This is a genomic window from Staphylococcus sp. HMSC65H10 (genome assembly GCF_001839185.1).
GTDB lineage: Bacteria > Bacillota > Bacilli > Staphylococcales > Staphylococcaceae > Staphylococcus > Staphylococcus simulans.
This window is the reverse complement of sequence record NZ_KV840392.1, coordinates 44,992-65,006: the sequence shown is the minus strand read 5'-3', so window position 1 is coordinate 65,006 and position 20,015 is coordinate 44,992. Positions and strand designations below refer to the sequence as shown.

The 20,015-nt window shown below is 35.9% G+C and carries 15 protein-coding genes; 2 read left to right on the top strand and 13 right to left on the bottom strand.

The annotated features are described in order from the left end of the window. Nucleotides 1–30: 30 nt before the first annotated feature. The 5 genes from HMPREF3270_RS10365 to HMPREF3270_RS10345 form a co-directional block, all read right to left on the bottom strand. Nucleotides 31–2,904 carry a DEAD/DEAH box helicase gene (locus HMPREF3270_RS10365; RefSeq protein WP_070848695.1) on the bottom strand — a complete coding sequence of 958 codons (2,874 nt, stop codon included), beginning with the start codon at nucleotides 2,902–2,904 and terminating at the stop codon, nucleotides 31–33. 5 nt (nucleotides 2,905–2,909) lie between these two features. Then, nucleotides 2,910–3,302: a (deoxy)nucleoside triphosphate pyrophosphohydrolase gene (locus HMPREF3270_RS10360; RefSeq protein WP_002479994.1), complete on the bottom strand. Its 393-nt coding sequence runs from the start codon at nucleotides 3,300–3,302 to the stop codon at nucleotides 2,910–2,912. 206 nt (nucleotides 3,303–3,508) lie between these two features. Then, nucleotides 3,509–4,081, bottom strand: a complete 573-nt coding sequence (locus tag HMPREF3270_RS10355; RefSeq protein WP_023015597.1) for a DUF488 domain-containing protein — start codon at nucleotides 4,079–4,081, stop codon at nucleotides 3,509–3,511. 87 nt (nucleotides 4,082–4,168) lie between these two features. Continuing rightward, nucleotides 4,169–6,343 (bottom strand): bifunctional glycosyltransferase/CDP-glycerol:glycerophosphate glycerophosphotransferase, encoded by a 2,175-nt coding sequence (locus HMPREF3270_RS13635; RefSeq protein ID WP_002479996.1) that lies wholly within the window; start codon nucleotides 6,341–6,343, stop codon nucleotides 4,169–4,171. 165 nt (nucleotides 6,344–6,508) lie between these two features. After that, nucleotides 6,509–8,026, bottom strand: coding sequence for a glycosyltransferase (locus HMPREF3270_RS10345; protein WP_083283798.1), 1,518 nt, complete (start codon nucleotides 8,024–8,026; stop codon nucleotides 6,509–6,511). A 217-nt stretch (nucleotides 8,027–8,243) separates the two neighbouring features. Between HMPREF3270_RS10345 and HMPREF3270_RS10340 the strand changes: the two genes are divergently transcribed. Beyond that, nucleotides 8,244–8,816 (top strand): TetR/AcrR family transcriptional regulator, encoded by a 573-nt coding sequence (locus HMPREF3270_RS10340; RefSeq protein ID WP_070848696.1) that lies wholly within the window; start codon nucleotides 8,244–8,246, stop codon nucleotides 8,814–8,816. Nucleotides 8,817–8,889: 73 nt separating this feature from the next. Here HMPREF3270_RS10340 and HMPREF3270_RS10335 read toward each other — a convergent pair whose 3' ends face one another. Continuing rightward, nucleotides 8,890–10,416: a DUF6056 family protein gene (locus HMPREF3270_RS10335; RefSeq protein ID WP_070848697.1), complete on the bottom strand. Its 1,527-nt coding sequence runs from the start codon at nucleotides 10,414–10,416 to the stop codon at nucleotides 8,890–8,892. 230 nt (nucleotides 10,417–10,646) lie between these two features. On the opposite strand from HMPREF3270_RS10335, the gene HMPREF3270_RS10330 reads away from it, so the two are divergent. Continuing rightward, on the top strand, nucleotides 10,647–11,372 hold the full coding sequence (locus HMPREF3270_RS10330; protein WP_061055167.1) for a hypothetical protein: 726 nt from the start codon (nucleotides 10,647–10,649) through the stop codon (nucleotides 11,370–11,372). A gap of 80 nt (nucleotides 11,373–11,452) precedes the next feature. On the opposite strand, the gene HMPREF3270_RS10325 is transcribed toward HMPREF3270_RS10330, so the two are convergent. The 7 genes from HMPREF3270_RS10325 to HMPREF3270_RS10295 form a co-directional block, all read right to left on the bottom strand. Next, entirely contained in the window at nucleotides 11,453–12,982 is a 1,530-nt protein-coding gene (locus tag HMPREF3270_RS10325) for an oligosaccharide flippase family protein (RefSeq protein ID WP_070626792.1), read from the bottom strand. A gap of 2 nt (nucleotides 12,983–12,984) precedes the next feature. Continuing rightward, nucleotides 12,985–14,442: an O-antigen polysaccharide polymerase Wzy family protein gene (locus HMPREF3270_RS10320; RefSeq protein ID WP_070848698.1), complete on the bottom strand. Its 1,458-nt coding sequence runs from the start codon at nucleotides 14,440–14,442 to the stop codon at nucleotides 12,985–12,987. A gap of 105 nt (nucleotides 14,443–14,547) precedes the next feature. After that, entirely contained in the window at nucleotides 14,548–15,804 is a 1,257-nt protein-coding gene (locus HMPREF3270_RS10315) for a glycosyltransferase (protein WP_070848699.1), read from the bottom strand. 16 nt (nucleotides 15,805–15,820) lie between these two features. Continuing rightward, entirely contained in the window at nucleotides 15,821–16,411 is a 591-nt protein-coding gene (locus HMPREF3270_RS10310; RefSeq protein ID WP_057510097.1) for a sugar transferase, read from the bottom strand. Further along, complete coding sequence (locus HMPREF3270_RS10305) at nucleotides 16,389–17,294, bottom strand: NAD-dependent epimerase/dehydratase family protein (RefSeq protein WP_070848700.1); 906 nt, start codon at nucleotides 17,292–17,294, stop codon at nucleotides 16,389–16,391. The genes HMPREF3270_RS10310 and HMPREF3270_RS10305 overlap by 23 nt, the downstream gene beginning before the upstream one ends. Then, nucleotides 17,295–18,404, bottom strand: a complete 1,110-nt coding sequence (locus HMPREF3270_RS10300) for an ATP-grasp domain-containing protein (RefSeq protein ID WP_070462695.1) — start codon at nucleotides 18,402–18,404, stop codon at nucleotides 17,295–17,297. Continuing rightward, a complete protein-coding gene (locus HMPREF3270_RS10295) occupies nucleotides 18,401–19,606 on the bottom strand; it encodes a DegT/DnrJ/EryC1/StrS family aminotransferase (RefSeq protein WP_070848701.1) in 1,206 nt (401 codons plus the stop codon). The genes HMPREF3270_RS10300 and HMPREF3270_RS10295 overlap by 4 nt, the downstream gene beginning before the upstream one ends. Between the last annotated feature and the right edge of the window lie 409 nt (nucleotides 19,607–20,015).

The window sequence follows — 20,015 nt, the reverse complement described above, 5'->3', positions numbered from 1 at the left end:
ATCTCATCAACCGAATTTATTATAGAGCCTTTATTTCTCAACTAAATAGCGGTAAATATCATCTCGAACCGGCGTATCTAAAGCAAGATGCATTGTGACTACATCTTTGCCATCCGGCATCTTCGTTTGTGCTGCAGTACCCGGCATAAAGCGTGCTTTACCTAAATAATAGAAGTCTGTTCCTTCACCGTCTTCTTTCTTCACGAAAAGATACATTGGTGTATTGAGTTCTTGGTGTCGCATTACTTTTTGAACTTCATCAGAACTTAACTTTCTTGGTGAACGCGTGAACCATTTCAGCTCATTTTGATTAATGAATTGATCTTCATACGCTGTATTGTCGCTGATATCTTCACTTTTGTGATACGTAATGAAAATTGGCAATGTATGATGTTTTTGTTTATAACCGTTAATAACTGCAGACTCATCTTTATCCCAGTTCATCACTTTCACAAAATCTTTTCTCGAATAACGTTCATACAAGATAAAGTCATTTTGATTTTGATAGACATGCTTATGTTTATATTGGGCTACTTCGATCAAATCATGGACGTGATGACGAAAGGCTTCATTTTTCAAGTTCATTTTAAACGGTTTAGTAAGACCGATAAGATTAGTCTCTTTATCCCATTCAACCATCGGTGTGCCATATCTTTTATCTATATTCTTGCTGAAGAAAGTTTCATCTAATACCTTCAAACTGGTACGCACATCCGCTTCTTCAATTTCACTATCTCTATGTTGAAGTTTTTCAACTAAACGTTCAAAACTTTCATCTTGGCTCATCAACAACTCTAGTGCTAAATAATCGGTATTCTTCAAACCTTTCGCTAACTCTTGAGAAATGAACGTCAAATTCTTAGAGGCATTTTCAGAGATTCTTGTCGTAATATCTGTTTTCTCCACTAGAAATTGTTCATAATTCCCATACTTCGAAAGAATCACTTCTGGATCAATCGAATGTTGATGAATGAAATCCATTAAACTTGGCGTGCGACCAATGCGTGCTTTCACTTCATTGAATGCTTGTAAAATCATAGTTTTCTTATTTAAAGTCGCAGATTGAATCGAATCAAAAATTCTCTTTTGAGCAACTTCTTCAAAATTAATTGTTGAAACGCCTTTTAATGGCGCATAGTCTGAAATAAATTTTCGATAACTATCTTTATTATGGGATTGGTCACCTGACAGTGCTATCGGAATCATATAGTTATTTTTATAGTTTCCAATGAAATCAATGACTGTCACAAAATCTTTATTCGCACTCTTACGAAGACCACGTCCTAATTGTTGTACAAAGATAATACTTGATTGTGTACTCCGTAACATCACCACTTGATTGATTTCAGGAATATCAATTCCTTCGTTAAACAAATCTACGGTGATAATATAATTTAACCTGCCGTCTTTTAACTGTTGAATCACTTCATTACGTTGTTTTTGTGAATCTGAACCTGTTAAAGCTTGTGTGGGTATGCCTTTGGCATTTAACTTTTGTGCTAAAGCTTGTGCTTCTTTTTTACGACTGACAAAGATTAGCCCTTTTAATTCATCACCAGAATAACCATAATAATCCGTTTTCTCTAAAATATATTTCACACGGTCATCAGACGCTAAGAATTTTAAGTCTTGTGTGTTATCATCCACAACTTGGCCTTCTTGAATATAATCTGAGACACCAAAATAATGGAATGGACATAAAATATCACTTTCTAATGCCTTCTGAAGTCGAATTTCATAAGCAACATTATGATTAAATTGCGCGAAGACACTGAGATCATCACTTCGTTCAGGTGTTGCGGTCATCCCTAACATAAATTTCGGTTGAAAGTAATGGAAGATGTTTTGATAACTTTGTGCTGCTGAACGATGTGCTTCATCAAAGACAATATAATCAAAAGCTGCTGGGTCAAACTGTTGATAAATGTCAGGCTTCGACATTGTTTGTACAGTCGCGAATAGATACTTCGCATCCAAATTCTTCTCAGTCCCCGTCAACTTCGCAAAGTCCGCTTCATTTTCATCTGCCAACACTTTACGATAAGCTGCCAATGCATCATTTAAGATGGTTTCACTATGCACAACAAATAAAAAACGTTTAGGTTTAAATGCACGGACATCTAACGCAGACATAATCGTCTTACCTGTCCCTGTCGCAGAAATAATCAATGCTTTATTTTCACCTTGTGCACGCATCTCTGCCAAACCTTTTAACGCTTCTACCTGCATTAAATTCGGTTCAATTTTAACCGCTTCATGTATTTTATTTTCCAACAACGTTTGTTTCTGACTTTCTTCAAACAACCGTTGTGTCATTTGTGGTTGATAAACCTCACGATACGCCTCAATCCAAGCTTCTGTTAAAGGAGTGCTCTCTTCCCATAACCCATTGAATTGGTCTTTCACTTTATGGACTAAATCACCATTTTGATGAGAAGATAATAAAATATTATGTTCATAATTAACTTTCAAAGCATTAGAAGTTAAATTCGAACTCCCCACAACTAACGTAGAATAGGCGTCATGATCAAAAATATAACCTTTCGCATGAAAGCCTGAGACATCTGTTACACGGACTTCAACATTGTCTAACTTCATCAGCTCTTCATACACTTTTGGGGAGTTGAAACCTAAATAATTGGAAGTTAATATTTTGCCTTTAACACCACGTTGTGCCATATCATATAAATGTGACTTCAGACTTTGGAGACCGCTCGGCGTAATAAAAGCAACCGAAATCATAAAGGACTGACATTTCTCTAGTTCATCGATGAGCGTTGCGAGCACATTTTCTTCTTGATTATTCAGCAACAATTTCGGCACATGGTGCCCTTGATGCACAATAGAACGATCAATAAAGCCTTTATGAAGCGACTGGGTTAAGTCTTCAATTAAATGTTCCATAGGCATTACCCTTGTTCAACAAGCAAGTCGACTGCCGGAATATCTGCCGGTGCCCACTCTAATTGGTGTAACGCTTTAGGGGCTAACCATTTAATTTGGCTATGTTCAGTTAATGTCGGCATCGTTTCTTGTAAAGTACAACGATACGTTGTCAGCTCGATAATCGCAAAATCATATTCATGTGTAGTCGTCGTGACTTTCTCACCCACTGCTAAATCACATTTCATTTCTTCTTGAATTTCACGTTTTAACGCTTCAATATCTGTTTCACCTTGTTCAATTTTACCGCCCGGAAATTCCCATAATAACGGTAAACTCATTTGTTCACTGCGTTGTGCACATAAAATGTTACCTTGATGTTCAATCACTGCACCTACGACTCTGACTAACTTTTTCATATGTATCCTCCGCTCATATCAATATTTCATTACTTATAAGCAGGATCTCATTTTTTATAAAAGATTGCCACACAATTGCAGCAATTTTTTATTTTTTTCATAAAAAATAGACAGGCGCGGCCTGTCTGTTCATTTTCTTCTAACTTGTTGTTGATTCAATATGTTGTTCTGATTCATAAAAGAAACACCTCATTCATTTATATATGTCAATCTGTTTTTTTCGGATATACTACTTCCCCATCATCTTCAATAATTGGCATCGCACCCCATTGTCCTAACTTATGTGGTTGTGCAATAATGTCACCTTTATTATTCTGCATAATATGATACACGTCCCAACCATGTGCAGCTAAATAATTACTGACAATCAGACGATGACAACGTGCTGGATGATGTTCTGAACACATGTAGGCTGTCGTTTGGTTTTGGGCTGTTTCTGTTAATCTTTTAATCCCTTCTTTGAAGTCGTCTGTTAATGTATAGTCCGCATAGTTATGGAAAGACTCGTTTTGCCAACCACTATTCAAAGTACGTCCCACTGTTTCACTGGGTTGTCTGCGTCCACCTAGAAATTGGTCAGTTTGATACTCAATCCCCGCTTCTTTCAACCATGACTTCATATTGTCGTCTTTAAATTGCGGATGTTTACGGCTCTTCGTAAAGGCTCTGATATCCATTAAGACTTCAACATGATATTGTTTCAACATTTCAAGAAATGTTTCTTTATCATGATCAGAATGACCGATAGTATAAATCACCTTTTGTTTGGTTTGTCCCATAATGTTCACCTCTCTCTTACTATAGCCTGTTAAAAGAAAAACACGCAAAAACAGTCTCTTTAAAGGCTACTTTTGCGTGTTAACGTATTATTCTTTTTCTTCAATACCTTGATGAATCAATTCACCAATATATTCTGATGCTTTACCATTTTCGATACTGCAGAAACGATTGTAGAATGCATCAATCTTATCTTGATATTCTGCTTGTACTTTCGGTAAGTCTTTTAAGCTTTCAGCAAGTTTGTGCGCATCTGTGAAAATTGGTCCTGGTAAATCATTATGGTAATCCATATAGAAGCCACGTAAACCTTTACCATATTTCTCAATATCATACGCAAAGAAGAACTGTGGACGTTTTAAAATACCATAGTCGAACATCACAGATGAATAATCTGTAATCAATGCATCTGAAATCAAGAAGATTTCTGAGACATCATCATAATCAGATACATCTATCGCAAAGTTTTCATAACCAGATAAATCTAAAGCATTCGCAATCAGATAATGCATACGTAATAAAATGACATAGTCATCACCTAATTGTTTATATAAATTATCTAAGTCGATTTTAAGATTGAATAAGTATTGTCCTTTTTTAATAAACTCATCATCACGCCATGTAGGTGCGTAAGTAATGACTTTCTTATCTTTAGGAATATTAAGCTTCTCTCGAATATCTTTAAGATACTCAGTATCATTTTGACGATTAACAAGCACATCATTTCTTGGATAACCGATTTCTAAGACACGGTCTCTATCCATCCAAAAGGCCGACTCAAAAATTTCAGTAGAATAACGGTTCGGTGATACTAAATAATCCCAACGTTCTGTCTCTTCTCTGAAATTACGTTTATATGCGGGCGTTGTTGTCCCTGGCATACGTACCACTTTCATATCATTCGCCAAACGTTTCAACGGCGTACCATGCCATGTTTGAATATACGTTTGATTCTCTTTCTTATTGATATAAAGCGGCGTGCGGGCGTTCGTAACCCAGTAATGTGCTTTTGAATAAGCTTCATAATAAGCTTTCGAACCTTTTTTCACTTTAGTCGCATTACCTGGAACATAAGTTTTAGCCGGGTTCTTTAATACCCAGATATAGTTATAGTACGGATAATATTTCTGCATATATTCATAAATGTATTTTGGACTATCACTATAGTTTTTACCGCCGAATGTCTCAAAAACAATTGTTTTGTTAGAAACATTTTCTGGCGCATCTGTTAACTGATACATAGAACGGTTTTTATTTTTATTACGCATCACAACATTCTTCACATGACGTAACATGCCTCTGTATTTGTTGATCGCAATTGCGGCGTCAGGTTGATTAAACATTAACGCCAACATTTCTACTTTAAACAATGAACCGCCATCTGTTTCTTGTAAGAGATGCCATTTCAATTTTTGAGCTAATTGAATAAGTGTGTCTTGATGTTGTGCATAGTGGTAAGCATTTTGTTTATTCGCAGGGTCAAAACCGTTACGAATCATACTTGCCATTTTATGCGTCATAAATTGACGGACTTTTTTATTTTTCACTTTCTGCACAGTATGCAGATAAGCATCAGCGTAATCTTCAAATAATTGGTCGAACGCTTGTTGTGTCAGTTGTTCTGTTTCAAAAGGATCATAAACCTCTCCTCTGAAATAGAACGGGAAACCTAAAATACGCACAAAGCGTTCTGCATATGTCAGATAATCCACTACAAAAGAATTGTCGACATACGTTTTCAATGCCTCATCGAATTGAAGTTGATGCGCGTGTACGATTGCTGTTTTAAATAAAATGTTACAAGCCGTATTTTTTCTTAAGAATGAATTAGGGTTTGTCTCAGCGTTCATATATTCCAATCTAATTTTATTCTGATCGATGTATTGCGGTTGATTGAGTGTAAACTTATTAATCGGTGCAATTAAGGCATCTAGACCATTCACTGTTTTTAAATAGAATTGAATCGCATAAGAAGCTAATTCATCATCCGCATCTAAAAACATAAAATACGGTGTTTCTACATGTGACATTGCGACGTTACGCGCATGCGCATGCCCTTGGTTTTGTTCAAAGTTAATCACTTCAACCTTTTTATCATAGTTTTTTAAGGTGTCTTCTAAAAGTGCTTGAGAACCATCTGTTGATCCATCGTTGACTATAATCACATTAAAATCTTGATTGCGTTGTTGCTTCAAGCTTTCGATACAAGCTTGAATATAATCTTCTGAGTTGTAGTATGTGATAATGACTGTTAATTCATTCATGATTGTGATCTCCTTACTTTTTATATCTCTGTTTTCCACATTTTCTTATTGTACTGCTAATTTCTCAGCAAACCAAATAAGAAACCGTAACAATTATATACTAAATCTACTTTTTTATCATCGTCTTACTAATTTGGAAAAATAATAAAAGGTGTATTACTCTATTTATATTAACGTTTTAAATAACTGTTCGAAATGATGTTGGGCGGCTTTTGGTGTTAATGATTGACGTGTGTGCACATGCTTCAATGGATGGTTGATGATACGCTCCATCGCCTGTGCTAAAGCCTCGATATCACCTGTAGGTATTAAATACCCATTCTCACCCGCTTCAATGATTTCATTTGGCCCATAACGAATATCATACGCAAGAACCGGACAACCTTCATTGATACTTTCCATCATAGATAATCCGAATCCTTCATGTGTACTTGCTAAAATAGAAGCACGTGATTCACGGAAAACTTCTTGTGGATGATTAGTAAAGGATTCGATGTCTACATCTTCTGACAGACCTTCTTTAGAAATTAAATCTTTAAGTTCATCTTCTTGTGAGTCAGAAACACCGCCATATAATTTCAGTTTCGTCTCATAATCTTTAGCTTTAAATAACTTAAATGCCTTCACAATGTGATCAATACGTTTCTCTTTTGAGAACCTGCCTAAATACACAAACTGATTTTTACGTTCTTGTTCAGGTAACGTACTGGGTTCAATGAAATGCGGAATGACTTGAATTTTTTGTTCTGGAATATCTGATTGTGCTAAAATATCTTGTTTTTGTTGAGTTGTCAGCACAATATACGCCGAAACTTGCTTGTGATGATCTATCGCAAAGCGATATGAACCTTTAATATTATCACCGGATAAGTGAGAACTATGGAAGACAATGACAGGTTTAATCGCATGTTGATTGTCAATTAATGGTTCATCTAATAAACGTGCATCATTAAACACAATATCTCCATCTTTAAATATCTCATTATAAAAATACGCAAACAATGCTTTATCGTGCGTAAAACTTCTTACCACACGTCCCTCGCGGTATATCAAAATGGACGTCGCTTCTGGTTTGCCTTGCTTATTTTCTTCAAACCATTTTTGACAATACACATTTCCGTCTAAATCATACATCGTCTCACTCAACTTCATGTTTTTACGTGCTGCATAGTAAGTCTTCTTATGCAGATAACCATAAGTGTTGTATTCATAACGGATGACTTTATGTTTAACTCCAGGCGTCATCACATCTTCAAAATGGACTACTTCTGAATCCTCATAAAATTTACGATACAGTAAATATGTTTCATCAGCCTTGTCATAATAACGTACGACGTCCCCTTTTTTATTCGTACGTGTTGTGTAATCAGAAAGTGCCACAGGTTGTGCTTTATATTTCTTTTCTTTCTTAAAAGTCGACTTTGGAATGTTAAATAGATTATAGCCAGAAAGCCAATCATAGAGATTAATGACTTGTGTACCTTCGTTTAAGATACCTTTTTCTCTAAAATCAGCCAATACTTCTGGGTACTCAATATTGTAGTTGGTCGTTAAAATAGTTTGTTTAATACCTAATGTGTCGTCAATAAATTGAATTCGCTTCAACAATGCTTTCGTTCTTCCTCCATGATTCGGAGGCAAAGTTGATGTAACAGTATAAATCAACCCTAAACCCCATTTCATAAAATTTGTTAGAAAAAATTATATCATTTCTATATTTACACTTTAAACAATAAGTAAAACAGAAAAATTAAATTTATTCATACTCAAGTTAAAATATTTGCCTCTCCACCAAACATACAGTATAGTTTAATCTACATAGTAGTTTATTTATACTGATAGTTCTATACTGAAATCGAGTTGTTATCATATATATTTAACAAAAGGAGATGTGCCAAACATGAATCCCAATGATTTACGTGTGATTAAAACAAAACGTGCTTTATCCGAATCCTTGTTCAACTTATTAAGCGAAAAATTATTCTCTGCCATTACAGTTAATATGATATGTGATAAAGCATTGGTTCACCGTACGACATTCTATAAACACTTTTACGATAAATATGACTTGTTATCTTACTTAATTACGAATTTGACTAAAGATTATTTCGAAAAGGATATTCGAGAGCGTATTGAAGCACCTTTTAAAGCTTTAAGTTCTTTCTTTGATAAACCTATTGAAAAAATTGATATTAAACAACGTCATGATCAACAATTTATGGAAACTGTGACCGCAATCTTCTTCCAAAAAATACGTCAAGACATCATAGACAATGCAGATATTATCGAAGTCCCTGGCAACCCTCCGATCAAAGTAGTTGCTCGTGTCTTTGAATCAGCAATTACCGCTATCGGTGATTGGACTTACGATGAACATAAACTTTGTGCCGACTATTCAAATGCGATTGATAATCCTGATTCGCTGGACAAGATGTTCAATCAATTACTCAACATTAAAGTTAAGTCAGAATAGCGATGGAAAATACTTTAAAACAAAAAATCAGAACAGCTTCACAATTGGAAGTTGTTCTGATTTTTTTGTGATTTCATTTATTTTTCTTCTGTACTTTCGGTTGTAAATATTTTTGACCATAAGGTACGAATTTTAATCGTGCTTCTTGAGGTATACCAAAATATTGTTTAAATATTCTCTGTGTTCTTACCGACCATGGTGAGGAATGTTGGGTATACACATCAAATGGCAACATTTCTACAATAATAACGTCATCTTTAGAGACATGTGCTGCTTCTTCTTTTATTTTCGCAATCCGTTGTGTATTCGCATAACTCATGAATGAAAAAGCACTCATAAACACGATTACTGCGACTAGTGCGATACTACCCGCAATGAGACTGGTACGTCTTTCCGGTAAAGGCAACTGTTTAAGTACAATTAATAAAATAATCAACCATAACACATACATAAAGTAGAAATTTCTTGGTCCAACAGGCGCAACGACTAATAAAGGCATGGTCGCAATCACAATCGAAGCTAAACTAAAGTATGTCGTCAATAATGACTTCTTAGATAAACCAATAAAATAGAGACCTACTGCGACTGCACAGAAATAGATCAAACACGCTAAGTAATTCAGACCTGCAATCCATGGAATGTGTTTCATCGCATCTAAATCAAAAGGTTCATAGATAAAGTATTTATAAACAGTAAAGAATGCCAAAGCTGCTGTTATTATCGCTTTATACACTAGTGACAAACTTAAAAATTTCGGACTGCGATATAAAATAATGAGTAGAACCACAGCTAAAACACTTAAAAATATGGCGCATTGGAAGTAGCCATAATACGGAATGATTTTTAATAACGTTTGAATGACTTTATCATACATCGAGGTATTAGAACCGACTTGTTGATATGAACTATTACCCGCTAAAATATTCATGTAGTTAGGATTTGTAAACATAATAATCGCGCCTATCCATGTTAAACAGAATCCTATCAATAATTTCAAGTTGATTTTGCGATAAATTACTAAATATACAAGTAACCCTAAACCGGTAATCGCAATATTATAAAGTGTGACGTTCTCCATAAATAACTGTCCGGCAATACATGCGGTATAGAAACATACTAATTCAATACGTTGTGACCATTGTGTTTTTCTTTCTTGATTATGCAGTGTTTTTAAAACAAATAATAAAACTACTAATGCACATAAGGCACTTGTGACATAGTTATTAAATCCTGCATACCACGCATAAGTTTGTTTGAAGATTGAAGCGGGCATTAGCAGTAACATTATAAACGCGATTAATATATAAGCTGTACTTTTAGTTTTATCTGCGAATTTCAATACTATCCAAAGTATGGAGAATGAAACTAGCGCATACACTACCATGCGTAATAACAGACTTCTCACTGCTAAAATTTCTAAAATATTACCGAAATATCGACCGTTTAAATTTTTAAAATGTTCATTGAACCATTGGTTGTAGCCATGTATATACCAACCCCAGTCATCTTGCGCAAGCGGAACAATCGCCGCAAAAACAAAATAAAAAAGCACTAATAATCCATATACAAAACAATATGGGTGTTCCTTAATAATCCTCATGATGTTGTTCTCCTTGTTGTGTTAAGCATATAATACACTTTAATTATATGATTGTCATCATAATCTATAATTAGAAAACATACCATTTTATACCTCATCAAACATACGTCATTTAATAATATTTTCACTCACTTCATTTTTTTACTGACAATTTCTATCTTCAATAGTAAAATTATTAATTATTAACACAACGTGATTTATCACCTTTAAGAAGGAGAACACTTATCATCATGATTCAAATCATCTTGTATCTAACAATTGGACTGTTATTTACCCTATTAGATTTAATATTGATTCGTCGTAATCGACGTATTTTAGTTTGTTTGAGTACGTTTGTTTTTTATACACTCTTTATCAACGGCTTCATCATTGGCTTATTGTTACTATTTCTAGGAAAACCTAATGCCTTAAAGACGAATATGTACCACACATTTTTCGCAATAGAATATGGTGTGCTCGCCTCTGGCATAGGTATCGTTTTATTAGTAGTTCACGCTATTTTAATGCATCGTTTAACATTCACTGCTGTGCCAGGTCGTCGTGCTTGGCTGACTACTTTGAATGCATGTACATTATTATTACTTATGTTTCTCGGCAGTTTCTTAATCAAATTTACAGATTGGTGGTTCGATTTATTCGGAGAAACGAAACCACAAGTTTTTATCTCTAAAATTCAAAGTCTTATACAATTGTCCGATCGCATGATATTACCCGGCTTAATTCAAATGGTATTGATATCATCTATCTTTTATACCTTGATTGTGCTGTTCGTGATTTATTTCAACCGCTTCAACTTTATTTGGAATGCTAAAACTAAAGCTATTACGATTATGAAGCGCTCATGGATTCAAACTGCACTCTTCGCTGTAACATTGGCTGTCTTTATTTCCGGCCTGATTTATAGTGTGTATCACCTACATTTAATAGATGTATGTCTCACTTTACTTAAAAAGTAAACAAAGACGCTGTTCAGGTTTTTCTGACTGAATAGCGTCTTTGTTTGTATTTATTCTTTTTAACATTTTCATAGTTATATTTACGCACGTTTAAAGCGCTGTATTACTTGCATACCCATTTGTCGCTCGCTTTGGTTCATAATGACTGTCCACAACACGACAGAATACAAAATAACATAAACGATAATATTTATACCTAGCACGACTAACCCTTTACCTAAGAGTTGCGCAATCCATTGATAAATAAAATAGTAAATGACTGTAGAGATTATCATCGGCAACCATATTTTACTCATCTCAAACCAGAAACGATACATATTCAAACCGATTTTACGGTGATAATATACATTCATAATCAGTGTATAGCCGATAAAGCTGAACGCTGCGATAGAAAGTGAAACACCGTAACCACTATACTTCGGTGCTAAAATGACCGCACTGATCATGGCTAATACTAAGGTAATTGCTAAAGCCATAAAACGAAACGTTTGACGATTATGTGCTTGAATAATGCTGACTGCCGGCAACTGTGATAGTTGGAAAGTAATCGTAAACATTAAAATTACCGTCATAAGGTACGCAGGTCTGAAATCTTGTCCTGCCCAAATCACAATAAAGTTCTCACCGAAAATCACAAAACCGGATAAGATAAACGATAATACAATCAATTGAATACGACTGATGCGTACCATCTGTTGAAGTAAACGTTCATTACTTGCACCTTCTACCACTAACATTGAGAATCCTGGGAAGGTCACATTATTAATAGAAGTCGCAAACTGTTGGAAGATTTTTACGAACTGTACAGCGATGACATAAATCGCAACCGCAACCGTTCCGTTAATCGCACCTAAAATCATTTGACCAGAATTTAACGTCAATTGTTCAATCGCAATAGAAAACAAAACTAAACCTAAATACACGTTCAATTGTTTCTGTTGTTTTAAATGATTAAACGATAATGCACCTTTCCAATCAAAGCGTATCGATACATGACGTCGACATAAAATCATGCCTAAGAACAGACACGCAAAATTGACAATTAACGTAATCAATATAATCGTAACTGCGCCAAATCCCATCAATAAGAACGGTGTCGCAATGATAGAAGGCATAATCACTCGGATCAGCAACATACTCTTCGCAATCACAAAGTATTCATACGCTTGTAAAATACCATTAAAAATACCTGGATAAAATGAAATCATGATATTGATAATGATAAAAATCAACATCAATTTCAGTTCTGATAATTGTTGAGGTGCTAATGCATTGCCGAATACCGCTTCAGCATTCAAATACAAAACCAAGCCCATCAGACCGACTAATAAGGAACACAAAAAGTAAATATTTAAGATATTACCTAAGATACGTGCCTCTTGTGCCTTTGAACCTTTGACTCTGTTTTGTGATAAGTATTTGGCGATCGTGTTACCGAACGCTAAATCCATAATGTTCAAATAAACTAAAAAGGATAAAACCAAATTATACAACCCATATTCAGAAGTGCCGAGCGTTCTAATGAAGAACGGTGTATATAAAATCGCCACTAGAATATTACCAAATATGGATATGTAGGATAAGATGGCGCCAGCTCTTCTTTGATTCATACTCATAACTCCTGTTTATGTTGGTTGCGCTTGCGTTCAAAGTAAGAACGCATCACACGTTCTAATCCGAAAATCACAAGCACTGTGAAAATATTCGCTGGTGAAAAAGTATCAATAATAAACGCGATTGTACTAGCACGTGGAATAAATAACATCATTCGTGCCATGATTAAAGCTGCCGCAATCACTAAAATATGTTTTGCGGTCAACATTCTCGTAAATAACGCAATTAATAAACCAATGACAATACTGCCGAACATCATGCCGACATAACCGAAATCATGATAAGTTTCAGCAACGAAACTTGAACCATAACCTACACCTTTAAGATACAAGTCTTTCATAATGACATAAGACATTGTATGCGAGTACTGATACCCTTCTAAAGCACGTTCAACCGATTGGCCAGACCATCCGCCTTGCCCTCCAGTTAAATTGCCCCAAATATTGTAAACGGCATACTCTGTTAACGGCCCAATAGAATAGATTTTATCCGGGATTTCTTTCGCTTTCTCAATCGTATAACCAATGACATTGACACTGATACCTTGTGAGAAGAAAAATGATAACAATGCATCAAAGAAACCACCATCAGTCTTCTCCCCACCTCGGTTATTACCGACAAAATTCATCAACGCTAATAAAATCGGTGCTGAAATAATGCCCGCAATAATTGTCTTTTTACCGAACCATGCTTGCGTACCTGTCTGCTTCGCTAAAACATTGCGATAACAGAAATAAATAAACAAGATGAGCACATCTAACATAAAGTCAGAACGAGATCCGGTTAATACAGAAAGCCCATCTACAAATAAATAAGCAAGTATCGGCAGCCATGCTTTCTTTTGTGCAGGCAATGTTGCGAGATATACAAAGAATGCGACTGGGAACATTCGACTAATCAACACAAACACACCTGGTAAATTCGATTTAAAACTAGAGAAATAGGCATAATACCCTTGTGATTGTGAAGCTTGAACCGCTTCTGCCAAATACATCAACTTAAAAATAATCGCAATCGTAAAGACACCTAAACTGATGATTCGGATATTTTGTTTATATGTCGTCTCAATAGGCTGAAACTGTTTAAACCCTTGTTGAACCGTGCGATCTAACATCGCAAATCCTAAAAAGAGACAAAACAAACTTAAACTTAATAAGATTAAAATATTAAATATTGTGGCTTGATCTGTAAAATACGTTCCCAGCAGTTTAAAATCCTTTTCATGATAATGGAACAGTTTGCTGACAACCATTCTGCCCATTAAAAAGACAAAGAAAGTCACATTGAACATAAAGAAGATGACCCGCTGGTTGAACGCTTCTAGTCCATATATCAGATTGTTCAGGAAAAATAATAAGAGTGCACTAAATAACAAGGTAATATTCGAAAAGATAATGCCGATAGTAAGCAATATCACCGCAATCATCAGCACACACCATCTTAATAACTTGGTCAAACTTCCACCTACTTACTCATTCGTTACTTATTTGTCGTTTCTTGCGTATTACACGCTTTCATCTGGTTGTGTCATAGGTGTCTAGCAATATACTGAGTTGAATTCTTAAGGTTGTGCAAGTTCATGCGCAAATTCAGTATAAAGACTTTCAGAATCACAGAGCGTCTGCCAAGTTTGGTAAGCACCTTTCGCATAACCTTGATAAGCTTCATCTGAAAGATTTATGAAATATTCAATCGCACGTGCTGCCTCTTCTGGCTTAAGTGCTTCACTGATTAAAGTACCATTTACATCTGTTTGTACAATTTCAGCTGTACCTCCGACATCTGAAGCTACAACAGGAATCGCATTCGCCATCGCTTCCATGACAGAGACTGGTACACCCTCTGATTCAGAAGTGTTTAAAAATAACGTCGGGTTATGCTCATGATACCATTTTCTGACGTCTTTGTTCGGCAAACGTCCAATCAATTCATATTGAGACGGCTTTAATTTCTCTTTCGCCATTGCTTCAATTTTTTGCGCATCTGGACCATCACCGATATGTACCCATTTGAAATCATAACCTTGTTCATTCAATTGTGCTAACGCATCAATAATGACATCTAAACGCTTTAATTTACGAATCGTTGAACAGCTGACAAATAAAGGCGGCTGACGTAATGAAACTTGATAATTGCCTTCACCTACACCGAGACGTCTGGTTTCAATTTTATCCGCATATTTCGGGAACTTGTTACTTAAATAGTTCGAGCTCGTATCAGATACTGGATATAACGCATCCACATGTTTCAACATCGTCTGACGCATCGGCAAGAAGCTAAACGGTTTAATATAATCATTGACATCATAACCATGTCCTCTAGAAATAAATGGGATAGAATCATCACCATAATAATCATATTTTAATTTTCTGCCGAGGTTCGCAGTGATATAAAACCAATAGCTGTAAATATAAAGCTGCGTATAGCCATCATTTTCCGGTAATAAATGTGAGCGTACTAAGTCTTGATAAATCGCATCTGTTCTCGATTCAAAATACAAGTTGTACATCCACTTATAAGGATTTAAGGAACCTGCATTTTCACCGATACTGCGTAAACGCGGTTGACTTAATAAAATATTTGGCCCTGTTTTTAAGAAGTTGATGGCCTTATCTTTTAGTCCTTGCGGGAAAGGCAAGTCGATGACTGTCGCAACATCCGGTACTTCTCTTGTCACTTTCATCTTCTGACTGACCATTGTCGGAACAATCACAATGTGATCAAAGGCTTCTGCCAAATATTTGATTTCTTCTTCTAAATATTCCTCTCCTTTATAGTAAGGAAAGTAATTCGTCAACAAAATCAGTTCTTTCTTCATAAGTGCTATTCCTCTCTTACTTCTGATTAATATTTTTTCGTAATAACACCGTTGAAATCGTTTTATAAATCACAAATGCATCCATTTTAAAGCTGACATTCGCCGCATAAAAAGCATCTAAACGCATACGTTCTTCCATCGAAGCACTATTTCGCAACAAAGCTTGTGTTAAACCCGTAATACCAGGTTTCACATGAAACTTTGTTTTATAGTAATCCGGATAACGATGTGTATTGCCAAGCGGACTCGGACGCGGTCCGACAAAGCTCATGTCACCTTTTAATACGTTCAGCAATTGTGGTAATTCATCAATACTTGTTTGACGTAACACACGACCGATATTTGTCACACGTGGGTCTTGATCACTATTGAACGTACTGCCATCCGCATTACGAATATCTTGTGCGTTTTCTTTCATTGTACGAAACTTATGCATTTCAAAAGGCAACATACCGACACCTAAACGTTGCCCATTATATAAGATACTGCCTCTATCTTCTCTCTTAATCATTATACTAACAGGCAAAGCTACAATTAATAACACCGGCAACAATGCTACAAATAACAACACATCTAACAAACGCTTAATATTTTTCCGGTAACTCATCACGCAGCCCCTCCATTTCTCGATAAATTTCTTGTAATGCATCTATAAACTGATGTTGAGGGACAAAATCAATTTCTTGTTGTGCTCGTGTACCATCCATATAAGAAGGTTCAAAATAATCCGGCACATCTTCATCTTGACGTTGAATGTCAGTCGGATTGCCGAACACTTGATTGATATGTTGCGCCACTTCTAGGTTCGTTAACGTTTCACTGCCTTTAATGTTTTGAATTAAAGAAGTGTTTGGATACTGGGACGCTTGCCAAATCGCATTTGCCGCATCTTTCGCATATAAAAATTCACGTGATACATCACTCTCACCCATTACTGTTAAGGGCTTCCCTAACAAAGCTAAGCGCATAAAATAATTAATCATATAGTTATTTTTCTCATGTGCGCCAAATAAATGAGAGAAACGTAAACACACTATATCCAACTGATAATGCTTACGATAATACGCAGCCAGCTGTTCAATATAACGTTTATTCAAACCATATAAAGACTTCGGCACATCATTCACTGCGTCTTCTTCCTGCCAAGGCAATGTAGAAGTATCATCATATACAGAAATAGAAGAAGCCACGATTACTTTTTTACATTTTTGTTCAAGCGCCGCTTCAAACACATGTTGTGCCATCTGTACTTCTTCTGTATAACTGCTGATGTTTTTCTTTGGTCCTCTATTACCTGCCAGATGAACAATGACATCATCTTCTTGAAATATCATCTCCAAAGAAGCCTCGCTGTAATCGGTTTGGACTTGATGCGCATCTTCTGTATTTTGACGACGTGATAAAACTGTATAATCAATAGCTTTATCTTCTAATAAAGCAGTCAGATAGCGACCAAGCAATCCTGTGCCGCCTGTAATTCTAAAGGCCATTTAATCTTCCTCCTTCATCAGCGGATAAATATAAAAGCCCACTTTGTCATACACACCGTTAACAGGTCTGATGAATTCTCCTTGTTGGTAATAACGATAGCTTTCTAAAGTATGATCTGGTACTTTGAATTGATAATAATCAATCGGTTGTTTCGGTGTCTCACACATAAACTCTAAAACCACAGGTTGTGTTGTTGTCGCCTCCGTAAATGTAGGGGCTTGTTCTTCTAGAAGATGCTTGAACGTTTTCTCTAATAAGTCATCATGATTATAATATTGAATCAATTTATGCATATGACAACCATCAAAGCGTGGCGTGATTTCAATAATAAATGCTTCGTGATTCATTACTTTTACTTGCGCATACACAGGACCATTTTGAATTTTCAGGGTCTCTAAGTGTGCTGCAATCGCTGCTTCAATAGAAGCCATAGGATAATCATAATCAGGGTCGATAATATGTTTATGGATTAAACCTGGATGTTGCGGCCACGTTTCACGCATCGATACTAAGGTAAATTGCAGTTCGCCATCTACAACATAGCCATTCACTGAAATTTCATAACCATCGATATAGCGTTCAATAATTGCTGCGCCTTCTCTAGACTGATCCACCGCATAAGCAATCGCTTCTGGTAAATCAGCAGCTTGTGTCACTAAAGTAATGCCACGTTGTCCTTGACCATCTGTCGGTTTCACAAAGACTGGGTAGTCAATTTCTGTTTGATGGTTCACATCTTTTGTGATTTCAAAAGGGACAGAACCTGTAATCCCTTTGGTTTGTGCACGCATTACATCTTTGTGATTACATGCATATGCTGTGTCATAACTGACAAAGTGTGGTAAATCTAAGGCTTCTGAGATTTTATTCGCAACTGGCATAGCCAAATCTGAGCCTACTGAATAAACAGCATCAATATGATGTTGTTTGATATAAGCGATGACTGCCGCTTCATCTATAATATTAATCTCTTCGAAATAATCTGCACTGTCAGCACCAGGGCCATCTTTTTTCATGGCCAACGCATGTGTTTCGTAACCCATCTCTTTTAATTTCTCAATAGCTTCAGCTTGTACAGGTGCCACACCTAGAATTAAGACCTTCTTCATACCAGCACCCCGCCGACTGCTTCATTCACTTGTTTAATAATGTATTCTACTTGTTCATCAGTTAACTGCGGATAGAGCGGTAATGTCAATTCGTTCACATAATGCGCATACGCATTCGGGAAATCTTTAATGTCAAAGCCATATTCTTGGTACGCTGAAAACATCGGTAACGGTTTATAATGCACATTTGTCGCAATACCTTCATCCGCCAAATGTTCAATAATCGCATTACGTTGTTCTTCTGTTGCCCCTTTAATCCACGTGATATATAAGTGACAGCTGGATTCTTTATCATTATCAAAGTGTTTTAGCGTCTTGATAACATCTGAGTTTAAATTTTCATCATATAAACGTACCACTTCTTTACGGCGTGCTAAGTTTTCATCATAATGATTGAGTTGATCCAAACCAATGGCCGCATTGATATCTGTCATATTGAATTTGTAACCTAACTCTGAGATGTCATATTCCCAGTTCCCTTTCTGCATTTTAGATAAGGCATCTTTACTTTGACCGTGCAGAATAGAAGTTTTGTATAGTTTCTGTAAATCAAAACCATGTGCTTCGTAATCTTTCGTCCATGTAACTGCCCCACCTTCAGCAGTCGTCAGATTTTTTACCGCATGGAAAGAGAATGTGGTAAAGTCTGCGAAGCTGCCGCTTTTGTTTTCCCCTTTGGTCGCGCCGAATGAATGGGCACCATCATTAATAATCGCTATACGATTTAATAAAGCGTGCACAGGATTTTCCGTGTGGAAAAGTGCTTGTTTACGACATGCAATTTCAAATAATCGATCGTAATCGCATAATTGACCTGCAATATCCACAGGAATAATGGCTTTTGTGTTTTCTGTGATTTTATCTTCGAGTTGTGTGTAATCCATTTCTAAGGAGTCTTTTTGCGTGTCTACTAATACAATTTTAGCGCCGACATGGGCGATGACTGAGGCTGAAGCGGTGTATGTATAAGCAGAAGTGATGACTTCGTCCCCTTCGCCGATACCTAATAAACGTAATGTCATTTCTAAAGCTGCCGTTGCTGAGTTCATTGCGACTGTACCTTCTGTCCCCATATAGTCAGTTAACGCTTCCTCAAATGCTTTCGTTTTAGGCCCTGTCGTAATCCAACCGCATCTTAAAGTTTCCACAACACTTTCGATGGCCTCTTCAGAAATTTTAGGCGGACTAAATGGTATTTGCATAGCTATCTTCTCCTTTATCTTTAACGATTATCTCTCACTATGATGCCAAGAAATAATACTTTAGAATATCTGCCAAATATCCAAATGGTTTTTTGTTTATCGCTTCCATCCGAAAAGATTTCTGCCATTTCAACACACATCGCAAATATTCTAATTAGATATTATGTTCCAATTTAGTAACAGTATAATCCACTAAGTAAAAAGTATTCAATCAATATTCGTAATTAAAATTATTATTTAACAATCCTAATTTTAGAATTACATACCATTAATAAACTAATTATAAAATCAACACTCACTTAACATTCTTTACATACAATTAACACAATCTCTCCTTTACCATTTCAGAAATAAAATCATAAAAAAGACGCCCCTTGAACTTTCAAAGGACGTCTCATCTTACTTATTC